Source organism: Stenomitos frigidus ULC18 (genome assembly GCF_003003795.1).
GTDB classification, from domain to species: Bacteria; Cyanobacteriota; Cyanobacteriia; order Leptolyngbyales; family Leptolyngbyaceae; genus Stenomitos; species Stenomitos frigidus_A.
The window spans coordinates 126,800-139,208 of record NZ_PVWK01000099.1 but is presented as its reverse complement, the minus strand read 5'-3'; the positions used below and the strand labels follow the sequence as shown (position 1 = coordinate 139,208).

The window sequence follows — 12,409 nt, the reverse complement described above, 5'->3', positions numbered from 1 at the left end:
GGTTGGCCCTTGGGGTAGCAGGTACACATCCAAACGGGCGGGACAAACATCAATACCAACCCCTGTTTTTTCTCCAAGCAGCGTTTCGGCGGCGGTCGCTTTGGGTGGCCCTTTGACAACGCGTCCTTGCACAGGCGCGCTCGCACGCTCTAGCGAGCCTTCGAGTTGGCCTCATGGGCCTATGCGCGTGGCGCCAAACGCTACCAAACGGTGTCAAGCACCTGGGGCGAACTGGATGGCCACGCGCTTCTTAAAAATACAGGCACCCAAGCAACAGAGCCGTGTTTGATGCCCCTTAGGAACGACCGGTTACCGACCGCTGAAGCGACAAGGGACGTTCCATGAAACGTCCCTACAAAAGGGAACTGACCAACTGGAGCAATTAGTTGGTTCGATCGTCGCCACTTGCAGGTTTGAGCCAAATCCAGTTGTCTTCGACGTAGGCGATCGTGCCTCCAGGAAAGGGATCGGTTTGCGATCGGTTTGGTGCGGTGATTAAGCTCACCAGTTTCTCAATATGGCCGAAGTTGGGCGCACAAGGTAAGGCTTGCTGAAGAAATTGACGCATGATACGGCGTTGCAGCGCGAGGGCAGACTGTTGGAGAATTGTGCGATTCAGCCCTGGGCGATCGGCATGCTGAGCTTGCTCCAGTAAAGCCGCCGCTTGCGCTTCCAGATACTCTACATCTGCCTGGAGGAGTGCTGCCGTTTGGGACAAGGCGTTTTCTGCCTGCGGATTAAAGTGAGTTTGCAAGTAGGGCAAAAGTTCTTGACGAATGCGATTGCGGGCATAGGTCAGGTCGTGATTAGTGGTGTCGTCCCAGATTTGCAACTGAGCCGTCTGACAAAATTGCCTCGTTTCAGCACGAGTAACGTCTAACAGTGGACGCACCAATTTGATGTCTAGTGTGAGAGGACGCTCCCAGACGAGGGCTTGCAGTCCATCCGCGCCGCTACCACGCATAAGGTTGTAGAGAAGGGTTTCTGCCCGATCGCTCGCAGTGTGTCCCGTCACAATACAAGTGTAACGATACTGTTGCGCGATCGTCGTCAAGGATTTATAGCGCCATTGTCTCGCAGCGGCCTCACTAGTCGTCACAGCTTCAGCCGTCTGCTGATAGTAAGGAAGCTGCCAGCCTTGCGCGAGCTGTTGCACGTGCTCGGCATTGGCATCGGCATCAGCACGCCAGCGATGATTGCAGTGGGCGATGGCCAGTTGCCAGCCCCATTTAGGTTGTAGGTCGAGCAACAACTTGACCAAGCAAAGCGAATCTTGTCCCCCCGAAACCGCCACTAGCACCTGTTGACTTCGCTCTAAGAGACGCCTTTCTTTCAGCGTACGATGCAAGTGGGCGTGCAAGGGTGTCCAGTCATGATTCGGAGTATTCTGCATGGCTCGCCTTGCTCAATCACCCATCGCAGATCAACCCGTAAGCAGCTTTCATTTGCATTCACCATCCTCCACACCCTACACCCAGATTGATTAGGCTGTGTATTGATCTAACAACGGCTGTAAACAGTGCGGCGATCGTGCCGCGCTCACTTCCCAGGTTTTAATGAACCTCGGAGCTAGATAGCCGTCCATTAAGTGGTTCGTACTCGTCTTCCAAAAGCCAGAGTTGTGCGTCTTCATAACGTTGGAATGCTTTCACAAGCCCATAGCTCTCGGCAGGGTCAAAGACGTAACAACCGTTAGTGCTGTCACCCAGTAAGAGCAACAGATAGGGTGGGGATTGCATTGGATCAATCCAGGCTTCTAAAAACTCCCAGTTAACCTTCACTGGGCCGGGTGCGAGGAATGACGTGGTATCAGTTGTCTGCATCAATTTTCACCTCACCGTAAAACAGTAGAGTTCTGGAGCCATCAGGACTAATTCGGTAGCCGATCGCCTCAGTGAAAAATAAGCCGTAACGCTCGTAGTTCCGGGCAGTGTCCGTATATTCACTTCTATCCATAATAGCTTGCGCCACTCGCCGCATCGTCTCCTCATCATGGAGAACATGAGCCGATCGCCCTCGTAAAAGGAGCCTCTGCGATTGCGGCGTATTCGGTAGGTGCTTGGGAAGATGCTTAAGATCAAGTACGATTCCGCAATCGATTCCACTCATAAGGGGCTTAGGCGATCGTGCACACTGCAAGGCAATGAAGGCAGCATGCGTTACTAGTAATCGTCGTCTACATCGCCATAGACGTCGTCGATTTTGGGATCGGGTTTCTCAGGACGGCGTGGTCTTTCGCGGGGCACATCCAGCATTTTGGGTTTATTGGTTTCGGGAACAAACTCCAGACGAATGCGGACGCGTCCGCGCTGCCAGCCTGGGGTGCCAAAGCGGAGTGCTTCACAGGGTAAGCCTTCGCCAAACCAGCCTTCGTTATCGTCAGACCAATCGTTTTCGCGATCGCTAATCGCCTGCGCCAGTGCATCAATAAACTCGCCGACTTTGAAGGTGGGATTGATCATCAACACCCGACCCACGTTGATGAACAGCACCTCATCGTTATTCAGCGGTTCAAATTGGTTATCCATTAAAGAAACCACCCATAGCTATGAAGTCCCTTACCCAACAAATTCACACCCAGGTAGCAAACCCAGACGACGACAAAGCCAACGGCTGCCAGGATTGCCGGACGCCGACCTTGCCAGCCTTTAGTGATGCGGGAATGCAGGTAGGCAGCAAACACCAGCCACGTAATGAGTGCCCAGGTTTCTTTTGGATCCCAACTCCAGTAAGACCCCCAAGCCTCGTTTGCCCAGACGCCGCCAGCAATGATGCCGATCGTCAGCAGCGGGAAGCCCAACCCAATAATGCGGTAGCTGATGTTGTCGAGCGTATCGGCAAGACTTAAGCGCTGGGGTGATAGGGGTAGTGCCGTTGCCGTTGCAGGCGGAGCATTGAGTACTGCTGTGACGGAGCCGTTCAACTCAGATTTCGTTGTTGTCAGCGGAGTGGCAGGTGCGACTAATTCACCATCGCGTCGGAGTTGATAGGTGCGATCGCGGTACGCACCTGTGCCAACCGAACTGCCACGTAGCTCGATATTCTGACCGTACGTCACGACGAGAAACGCGATCGCCAGCAGCGACCCCACCATCAGCGTGGCGTAGCTGAGCATCATCACGCTCACGTGCATCATCAGCCAGTTTGACTTCAGTGCTGGGACGAGCGGTGCAGAGGCTTGCATGTCGGTTGGCAGGGTGAGAGCCGCGAAGGCTGTAATGCTCATGGCTACAGGAGCCGTCACCACGCCCACGAGGCGACTACCACTCATGTTCTCGGCTACAAGGTGGATCGTCGTAATGCCCCAGGTCAGAAAAAATAGGGACTCGTAAAGGTTACTGAGAGGAAAGTAGCCTGCCTCTAACCAGCGTGCTCCTAGCAAGGCAGCAATGCAAAGATTGGCGATCGCCATGCCCGTTGTACCCAACATGGACAAATACGGTACACGGGGAAACGCCGCACCGACCCAGTACACCAGGACGGTCGCAAACAGGATCGCGAAGGACGTGTTATCAAAAATATTCTGCAGTCTCACTAAATCCATGCCGTTCTCCTCTCCAGGCTTTGAACCGATGCCCTACGACTATCCTACGATTCTTGAGAATCGTTATGAGTATTAAGTGTTGAATTTTACTGAGAAGTTGAACTTTGGGCTGGAGCAGGCAGCTATCGGCTGTCAGCTATCAGCACTGACTACTGAGTTGAGTTTTGAGTTTTGAGTTTTGCATTACTTCCCCTACTCCCTACTCCCTACTCAAGGAGACGGAGCCGTAGGAATTTCTAACGCTGGGTTGCCTGAAGGCGCTGTGTTCGACGGGGTTGTCGGACTGGGGAGCGGTGCCGGTTTACCTGCTTTTTGCAGGAGGAGGGAGACGTCATAGCGGGTGCTGCGATCGTCACTAATAGCAGCGGTCACGCCGATCGAGCGAACTGCATCAATCAAATTCTGATTGCCCAACGGCAGTTGCGGTAGCGGTAGTTTCTTCGTCTTGTAAAGCTCTAAGTTGGCGAAGAAATTGCCGTTGTTGGGGTTGGGGTCAGACGGTACGCTGGCTTTGAACGCTTGGCTATCTGCCAGGGACGCAGAAGGCTTGGGCACAATTTGGTTCACAACAGGAACGCTCGGCGAACCTAGCGCAATAAACGTTACATTATCGTTCAGCCAACCATGCGTTACCGAAAATCCGATCGCGGGCAACGACCAGTTTGTCACGGGTTGATCGCCTGCTTTTGACTCTTCCACCTTGAACTTATACTTTTCTGCCATCACCTGATCGAGCTGCTTCAACGTTGCCTCAGTGGCACGACGATCACTCGACTGCACCATAAACAGCAGGTTAAACGGCAAACCAGACGGGCTCCCTTCCGGTACGCCCACCATCGCCAACGAAAATTCACCGTTCATCCACGTGAGGAAGTCCTTGTCTAAATCCATATTGACGGTTGACTTCAGCGCGTTTTGCAGCCAATCGGGCGGCACTGGCGGCAGGGCGAGGTTAATTGCCGTTGCGCCTTGACTGTAATTTTGCCAAAATTGCTGTAAGTTACCACCTGAAGCCATCAGCAACGTGTCTGCGGGTAGTCGACCAGGCATTGTTTTCGCCCGGTTCTCCACTTGATACGTTTTCTGGCTGTCGGGCTTATACCAGGTAATGCCCTTAAACCGCACACCTTCAGGCTGCAGGCTTAATGTTGCAGCCACACCTTGCGTCTGGGACAATTGGGCGGCATTAGGGGCTGCCGCCTTGCCAGAATTGGCTAGCGTAAAGGCCGTTGCCGCTGGAAAGTTGAGGTAGAGCTGACCGAACGACTGTGCCGTTTGAATCTTCCCTAACGCTTTAGTAAAGCCAGGTGTTGCTTTCAGCGCACTTTGCCCCTGCTCTCCTTTATAGGTATCGATCGCCCGATCCATCGCCTTTGGATCAGTCGCCACCACCAGCAATTTGCCATCAAACACGGTGACCGAAAAATTCTCGGCTTTGCCCTGCGTCTCTTTAATCTGGAAGCCTTTGTAGCTACGGTCTACTAGCTTTCCTGCCGCCTGCGATCGAGGCTTTTCGAGCAGTTGCTTTGCCTGTAGCGGATTTTGAATGGGCATGACCACGATCGCCACAGGCTTTGGCATGATCGCTGGTGCGGTATTGGGAGCAGTGGCAGGAGCTGGTGGTGCCAAAAGAGCGATGCTCACTTCCTTCCCAATCCAGGGCTGGATGTCTTTCTCGTAGTCATAACCATTCGCAGTAAGGAGCCGATCGCGCAGTTGCGCCAAATTCTTATCAAACGCCGCCTGACTCTGAGGTGTGCCAAACTCGCGCAATTGTTGCCATTGCATAGGGTCAGTCGAGACCGAGAGCGTCATCAGCGCATCCTGCGGGATCACTTCCGCGCCAACAGGCAAAGCTCCTGAGCCAACCAACCCCCCCTGAGTGAGTGCCCAATAGGCAGCGCCACCCCCACCAATCAATAGCACAGCAGCACCGATCGGGAGCAATAAGGACGGCTTCTTTTTCTTGATCATAAGGAGAGGGCTTTCCTAAATTAAGACAGCACGAGCAACGCCCCTGCCACTTTAGCAAACCTGACGCGCAACGGGTGAGGAGATTACGTGAAAGTTGTGGGAGCGGTGAGGGGTGAGGAGTGAGGGGTGAGTTGGAAGAGAGGGGTGAGGAGTGAGGGGTGAGTTGGAAGAGAGGAGTGAGGTGTGAGGTGTAAGACAGTTCAAATAATTCATCCTTTAGCCTTTAGCCTTCAGCCTTCAGCCTTCAGCCTTTCTCACAACTAACCACTCCATACAAAGTATCCCGCTGTCGATAAGGACGATCGAGCGATGCGATCGCCCCCACCAACGTTTCAACCTCCATGCACGTACCACCCTGGGCACCTGCCATTGTGGTGATGTGCTCTTCCATCAGCGTGCCACCGATATCGTTGCAGCCCCAGGTCAGCGCTTCGGTGGCGCCAGCCAGCCCTAATTTGACCCAACTGGGCTGGTGGTTGGTGATCCAGCGTCCTAGAAAAATGCGGGCAACAGCCATTAACAGCAACGCATCCGCCAGAACCGGCTGATCGCGTCCAACTCGTCGACGAAGCGGTTTGGGCGCTTCCTGTCCCACGAAGGGTAGCAGGATAAATTCTGTGATGCCGGGATAGCCCTTTTCTAAAGAGGACTGCTGGAGCGATCGTAGTAAGTCCAAATGCCGTATCTGCTGCTCTGGCGTTTCGATGTGTCCAGAGAGCATCGTGCTGGTCGTGTGCAAGCCCTGCTGGTGAGCCAAGCCAACAATTTCTAGCCAGGTTGCCGTATCAATTTTCTCTGGACATAGCACCCGTCGCACGTCGTCATCCAGTACTTCTGCGGCGGTTCCGGGCAGTGAATTGACGCCTGCATCTCGCAACGCGGCAATCACTGTAGCGTAACTCAGACCATCCTCTCTGGCGATGAACTGCACTTCCTGGGGCGAAAATGCGTGCAGATGGAGTTGGGGGAACGCGTCTTTGAGGGTCGTGACGATGCGTAAGTAATAGGCTAAGGAGGAGCCGTTTAGCGTTGCCTTCGGATTCAAACCGCCCTGCATACACAGTTCGGTGGCACCGCGCTGGACAGCATCGGTTGCCTTTTCTAGCAGTTGCTCTAGCTCCAGCCAATAAGCGCCTTCGTCTCCTTCGTCTCGCCGAAAGGCACAGAAGCTACAGTGCTGTTCGCAAATGTTGGTGAAGTTGATATTGCGGTTGATGATGTAGGTGACAACATCGCCGGACTGTTGCTGTCGCAGTTGGTCTGCCGTGCTGCGAATCTGCGCGATCGCGTCCGGCGATCGTGCCTTCAACAACCGCACTCCGTCCTCCCACGACAGCTCATGACCGTTCAGAGCGCGATCCAGAATACCTTCAACCGTTTCAGTAGGCACAGGGCATGACGAACGACTACAGTTCTCATTGTGACAAGGGATTTGAGCTTTGAGGCTGCAAACTAGAGAAAGGACGATCGTTATCTAGTCAGAGACGTAACGTTATGGTTCTTGCTATCAGCTATCAGCTATCAGCTATCAGCGGTCAGCAGATCGTAAGGCGGAAGCAAGATCAAGCCGTCAGCTGTTTTCTGTAGGCTGACGCTGACCGCTAATCCAAGCGCTGTTATTTTTAACGAATCCTTAGCCGTTTATCAACCATGTCCGATCGTGCCCACTCAGCTACCCAAAAGCCCTTCATTCCGCATCGGGAGCTGATTGAGGAACTCGATTTGATGCTGCGGGCGCGGTATCCGTTGCTCTATATCGTAGCGGTGGAAGAAGAACCCGTTGAGGCCGTCTTGCGGCAGGTCGCAGCCAAAGTGCAGCCAAACCGTAGCGTCCTGCTGTGGGATGTGGTGCGCGGTTGGAGTGACAACGGAGCGGCAAAAGGTAGTGTCATGGCGGCGCTCGATCGCATTGTCAAAGCACCCACCGACGAAGACGCCATCTTTGTCCTGTGCGATCTCCACCCCATCTTGAAGAACGCCAGCAGCGACAGAAATGCTCCAGTGGTACGAGAGCTGAAGAACCTGGCGAAAGACCTCAAGCGCACCCGCAAAACAGTGGTGTTCCTTAGCCACACCCTTGAACTGCCCGCTGAATTAGCCGAAGCCGTCACGGTCATTGACTTTCCCTTGCCCAATGCTCAGGCGATCGACTACCTGATTTCGCAACTGATCGTACCGGAAAAGCTGAAGGTCACAGGTCTGGCACGCGAACAGCTAGTCAAGGCCTGTCAGGGGTTGAGCTGGATGCGCATTCAACGCGTGTTGGCAAAGGCACTGGCAGCCAGAGAGCAGGTGACAGAAGCTGATATTGATAGCGTGCTGGAGGCAAAGCGGCAGGCGATTCGGCAGACGGGCATTCTTGAATTCTTTACGGTGCGAGAGTCGCTTAAAAGCGTGGGTGGGCTAGAGAATCTGAAGCAGTGGGTGCAGATGCGGCAGGATGTGTTTACCGAAGAGGCGCGGCGCTACGGCATTCGCAATCCCAAAGGTGTGCTACTGGTCGGTATCCAGGGAACAGGCAAATCGCTGTCAGCAAAGACGATCGCCCACGAATGGCGACTTCCTCTACTCCGACTGGACACGGGACGGCTGTTTGGCGGTGTTGTTGGTGAAAGTGAAAGTCGCGTGCGTCAGATGATCCAACTTGCAGAAGCGATCGCGCCCTGTGTGCTGTGGATTGACGAAATCGACAAAGCCTTTGGCAATATCAACAGTGGCTCAGATGGCGATTCGGGCACCAGTCGTCGGGTGTTTGGTAGTCTCATCACCTGGATGCAGGAGAAGACCAGCCCTGTCTTTATCGTCGCGACTGCCAATAATGTGCAAATTCTCCCTGCTGAACTGCTCCGAAAAGGGCGCTTCGACGAAATCTTTTTCCTGAATTTGCCCACTGAGCAAGAACGGCAGGACATCTTCAAAGTGCATTTGCAACGGCTGCGTCCCAACCGCCTGCGCGACTTTGACTGCGGACTACTGGCACGACAGGCAAAAAACTTTAGCGGTGCCGAAATTGAACAGGTCGTGATCGATGCCATGCATCAGGCCTTTGGTCGCGGGCGTAGTGGTCAGCGGCAAGATTTTACAACCGAAGACATAGTACGATCGATCGAAGAAACCGTTCCCCTCGCCGCGATCGCCCGTGACCAGATCGAACACCTCAAACAATGGGCCGCCGAAGCAGGCGCACGCACAGCCTCACGAGACACACAGTTGGTCGAAGAACTAAAGCGACTTACTATTCAAAGAGGCATGAGAAATGAAGGGGAAAGTATAAAGGATAAAGGATAGGGGAAAGAATAAAGGATACGTTTTGAGTTCTGAACAAGCCCTTGCCTCCTTCTGCCCCCCTTGCCTCTCCTGCCTTCATCCTTTAGCCTTCATCCTTTCTCTTTCCCCCATGTCCCACTTCACTGCCATCAAAACTCAAATTAAAGATACCGATGCGCTGGTCAAAGCGCTGGCGGATGTGGGCTTCAAGCAAGTAGAAGTGCATGAAACGGCTCAGCATCTCTATGGCTTTCAGGGCGACATGCGATCGCAAACCGCAGAGGTGATTATTCGGCGCAAGTATCTGGGCGGTGCTAGCAACGACATCGGCTTTCAACGACAGCAGGATGGCACGTTTGAGGCCATTATTTCGGAGTACGATCGCCGCAAATATTCCCAAACCTGGCTCAAGCAAGTGATGCAGCGCTACGGCTATCATGCGCTCATGGCAACGGCACCAGCACAAGGCTTTACGGTGGAAGAAGAGGAAGTGTTGGCAGATGGCACCATTCGAGTAGTAGTAGGACGGTGGACATGACGTCATCAAAAAGCATGCCAACATGAGGCCACGGTGCACATAACGTATGAGACTTAAGCAATGGTGACCGATCGGATCATCTTTCAAGCAAAGTGGATCGCGGTGAAGGAGAGCCCTAGAGGCTTTCAGTACCTGGAACGCAAGGGCAAAAATTCGGTTGCAGTCTTTTTGTTGAAAAAGAGCAGTGTGAACCCACAGCAGTATGAGGTTCTGATTCGGCAGCAGCATCTCTGTCTTGACAATCGGGAAGTAGACGGAAGGTTTAAGCTCTTCCCCTGTCCGATTACGGGGGCATTGGAAGAGGGAGAATCGCCAGAAACCGCTGCAAGGCGAGAGGTCTACGAAGAAGCGGGGTATCGGGTACAAGTACAGTCATTCGGTCAGTACATCGTCGGTACTCAGGTGAATGAAATTTGTTACCTCTACTATGCCGATGTGACTGCGATCGAGCCTGATATAGCGCCACAGGATGGTACTTACATGGAATCGATCGGGCGCAATGAATGGCATCCCTTTGACTACCTCAAGGACTGTGACTACGCCGCCTGCCAAATCGGTTACTTTAAGCTCCAAGCGCAACTCTTCCAGTAGAATAAATTGGCTTCGCTCGTGAAGTGGTGATTACCAAATCGCAACCCCTATGAGACTCTATGACAAGCCCAAAAGACGCAAACCGGGACTATTGGATCAAGCAAAGTGAGATGTTGCAGAATGCGATCGCGCGCATGGCAAACAATTCACTAGAAGTGAAAAAAGTTGGCATCGCGGTTTGGGCGGCGATCGTGGGCTTTGGCTTTACTACAACCAATCGTTACTTATTTCTGCTAGCGTTTATCGCGTTTGCTTTATTTGGTGTTTTAGACCTTTACTACCTGGATCTGGAACGCAAGTTTCGCGATAACTTTAATCGACTCACTCGGATGATTAGCGGCTATATCACCAGTGAAGATGACGCATGGATTGAGAAAGTGAAAGGGAATTTTCTCAAGCCAGATGGATCAACCAAATTCCTGGACCGGATGCCTACCACGCTTCAATCCTGGTCAAACTTGCCTTACTTAATTACGTTTTTGGTCACAATTTTGCTTCTGGCTTTGCCGTTGCCGGCGTCGCCATCAAAGTAGGACGATGCTCCACAACATAAACAATCATCTCTAAGAAACTGCTTTTGGAGCGTATTCTTCACTTATCCTGGTACTAAAACGCTCTTACAGTTAAAGATGTAAACCATTCGTCAAGTGATTGAGGTCAATGGCGATCGCCCTACGTAACCACCCAAACTTGTTTCGATTGATCGTTTAATGCTCTCAGTAATTGCGAGAGAATGGATCTTGAAGCGAATGAATTAAAGGAGCACGATCGTGGCTCGCAAGCAATCGAAAGGGAAATGCGTTTACTGCGGCAAAGAGCTTGCCAAAGCAGGAATGACCAAACATCTGGTGACCTGTCCACAGCGACGGGAAGCAATCGCCACTGCCGAGACTAGAAAAGGCAATAGCGAACCAATTTATCACTTACGCATCCAGGATGCTTACAGGGGAGAATTCTGGCTCGATCTCGAAATGCGCGGCTCCAAAGCCTTGGTCGATCTGGATGACTATCTCCGGGCAATCTGGTTGGAATGTTGCGGACACATGAGCCAGTTTTCTCTGGGTGGGGGCTTTGCACGGGAAGTAGGTATGCGGCGAAAACTCACCGATGTGTTTAAGCATGGGGGCGAACTCACGCATATTTATGATTTTGGTACATCGTCAGAAACGATCGTGAAGTGTGTGGATGTACGCGAAGGCAAACCCCTGACGACTAACCCGATCGCGCTGATGGCACGAAACAACATGCCAGAGTGTCTCTGCATCGAATGCGGCAAGCCTGCAACGCATCTGTGTATCGAATGTCTGATTGAAGAGCACAGAGAAGGGACGTTGTGCGACGAGCACACAAAAGATCATCCCCATGACAATTACGGCGACCCCATGCCGCTGGTCAATTCTCCGCGTGTGGGCATGTGTGGCTATGATGGGCCTGCTGAACCACCTTACTAAGGAACGTAAATTAAATAATCTGTAAATCTGGCATCCTGTAAGGGCATGGCAATGCCAGGCTCTTACGCGAGACATTATTTATAATCTGTGTTCCTCAGCATTTAAAGAGTAACGGCATATTTATGGGTCAGCTAGCAGCTTTTTTATCACTGCTGACCGCTGACTGCTATAGTCCATGACCTACAACACCGAAGTGCAATCGACTATAAATTTGTCGTCCAGTCTTTAGCCAGTGCATTTGTACCTGCTACGATGCTGAAAGAATTGTCTGTGCGCTGCCATCATGCCTTCCGGTCGGACTCATGACAGTATTACCCTTTGGAGTCTGCCGCTCATCGCTGGGTTGACCTTCGCGCGCACCCAGAGCAGCAGCCTGACGCTCTGCATTGCTGGCGGTTATCTTTTCAGCGGGTTGATGTTTGGCCCTGATTTAGATATTTATTCCTATCATTACAAGCGATGGGGTTGGCTGCGTTGGATCTGGCTGCCCTATCGGCGGAGCATGCGTCATCGCTCCTTTTGGTCTCACGCTCCCATTGCAGGAACCGTGGTACGCATTGCCTATTTACTGATCTGGGTGGGGATTTTTGGCATCGGGGGTGGGTTAGCAAGCGCGATCGCCTGCCAGCTAATTGGCATCACCAACGATTGGTCGTTGTTAGCGCAGCAATGGTTCAGCAGTAGCCGTCTGTTTTTTGAGCAATCGTCTCAACAATACTCAACGGAAGCGATCGCGATCGCCATTGGTCTTGAACTGGGTGCGCTCAGCCACACCTGCAGCGACTGGATGACATCAACCTATCGACGAGCCTTCAATCAACGCTCAAAAAAAGCTGCCAAATCTGCCCAACAGCCCTCCTTACCACCGGATCTATTGCCATCATCATCCAACAACGACCCTATGAAACCTTCATTCTTAGAGCCGCCACCACAAACTCGCCGCGAACCTCAGCTACCACCCTTTAGGCGCAGAAGAGATGACGGGATTGGGAGATGAGAGGGTGGGAATTTTGAGTTTTGAGTTTTGAGTTTTGAGTTACGAAT

13 protein-coding genes are annotated in these 12,409 nt (G+C 52.6%); 6 read left to right on the top strand and 7 right to left on the bottom strand.

The features are described from left to right. Positions 1-382 precede the first annotated feature (382 nt). The 7 genes from tilS to cofH all read right to left on the bottom strand — a co-directional run bounded on the left by tilS (position 383) and on the right by cofH (position 6,908). Positions 383-1,393 carry a tRNA lysidine(34) synthetase TilS gene (tilS, locus tag C7B82_RS18820; RefSeq protein ID WP_106257801.1) on the bottom strand — a complete coding sequence of 337 codons (1,011 nt, stop codon included), beginning with the start codon at positions 1,391-1,393 and terminating at the stop codon, positions 383-385. A 160-nt stretch (positions 1,394-1,553) separates the two neighbouring features. After that, a complete protein-coding gene (locus C7B82_RS18815) occupies positions 1,554-1,823 on the bottom strand; it encodes a hypothetical protein (protein WP_106257800.1) in 270 nt (89 codons plus the stop codon). Then, positions 1,810-2,109 carry a DUF6972 family protein gene (locus C7B82_RS18810; protein WP_106257799.1) on the bottom strand — a complete coding sequence of 100 codons (300 nt, stop codon included), beginning with the start codon at positions 2,107-2,109 and terminating at the stop codon, positions 1,810-1,812. Before C7B82_RS18810 ends, C7B82_RS18815 begins: the two co-directional genes overlap by 14 nt. Before the next feature lie 53 nt (positions 2,110-2,162). Next, positions 2,163-2,528 (bottom strand): KGK domain-containing protein, encoded by a 366-nt coding sequence (locus tag C7B82_RS18805; protein WP_106257798.1) that lies wholly within the window; start codon positions 2,526-2,528, stop codon positions 2,163-2,165. Beyond that, positions 2,528-3,544 (bottom strand): c-type cytochrome biogenesis protein CcsB, encoded by a 1,017-nt coding sequence (gene ccsB / locus C7B82_RS18800; protein ID WP_106257797.1) that lies wholly within the window; start codon positions 3,542-3,544, stop codon positions 2,528-2,530. The genes C7B82_RS18805 and ccsB overlap by 1 nt, the downstream gene beginning before the upstream one ends. 210 nt (positions 3,545-3,754) lie before the next feature. Continuing rightward, positions 3,755-5,518: a DUF3352 domain-containing protein gene (locus tag C7B82_RS18795; RefSeq protein WP_106257796.1), complete on the bottom strand. Its 1,764-nt coding sequence runs from the start codon at positions 5,516-5,518 to the stop codon at positions 3,755-3,757. A 244-nt stretch (positions 5,519-5,762) separates the two neighbouring features. Next, positions 5,763-6,908 carry a 7,8-didemethyl-8-hydroxy-5-deazariboflavin synthase subunit CofH gene (cofH, locus tag C7B82_RS18790; protein ID WP_106257795.1) on the bottom strand — a complete coding sequence of 382 codons (1,146 nt, stop codon included), beginning with the start codon at positions 6,906-6,908 and terminating at the stop codon, positions 5,763-5,765. A 260-nt stretch (positions 6,909-7,168) separates the two neighbouring features. Between cofH and C7B82_RS18785 the strand changes: the two genes are divergently transcribed. The 6 genes from C7B82_RS18785 (at position 7,169) to C7B82_RS18760 (ending at position 12,362) form a co-directional block, all read left to right on the top strand. After that, positions 7,169-8,806 carry an AAA family ATPase gene (locus tag C7B82_RS18785; protein WP_106257794.1) on the top strand — a complete coding sequence of 546 codons (1,638 nt, stop codon included), beginning with the start codon at positions 7,169-7,171 and terminating at the stop codon, positions 8,804-8,806. 109 nt (positions 8,807-8,915) lie between these two features. After that, positions 8,916-9,323, top strand: coding sequence for a DUF1257 domain-containing protein (locus C7B82_RS18780; protein WP_106257793.1), 408 nt, complete (start codon positions 8,916-8,918; stop codon positions 9,321-9,323). 60 nt (positions 9,324-9,383) lie between these two features. Continuing rightward, entirely contained in the window at positions 9,384-9,914 is a 531-nt protein-coding gene (locus tag C7B82_RS18775) for an NUDIX hydrolase (RefSeq protein WP_106257792.1), read from the top strand. Between the two features lie 59 nt (positions 9,915-9,973). Then, the gene (locus C7B82_RS18770; RefSeq protein WP_106257791.1) at positions 9,974-10,447 is read left to right on the top strand and encodes a hypothetical protein; all 474 of its coding nucleotides are present in this window, start codon (positions 9,974-9,976) and stop codon (positions 10,445-10,447) included. Positions 10,448-10,684: 237 nt separating this feature from the next. After that, positions 10,685-11,365 (top strand): hypothetical protein, encoded by a 681-nt coding sequence (locus C7B82_RS18765; RefSeq protein ID WP_106257790.1) that lies wholly within the window; start codon positions 10,685-10,687, stop codon positions 11,363-11,365. A 283-nt stretch (positions 11,366-11,648) separates the two neighbouring features. Continuing rightward, complete coding sequence (locus C7B82_RS18760) at positions 11,649-12,362, top strand: metal-binding protein (protein ID WP_106257789.1); 714 nt, start codon at positions 11,649-11,651, stop codon at positions 12,360-12,362. Positions 12,363-12,409: the final 47 nt, after the last annotated feature.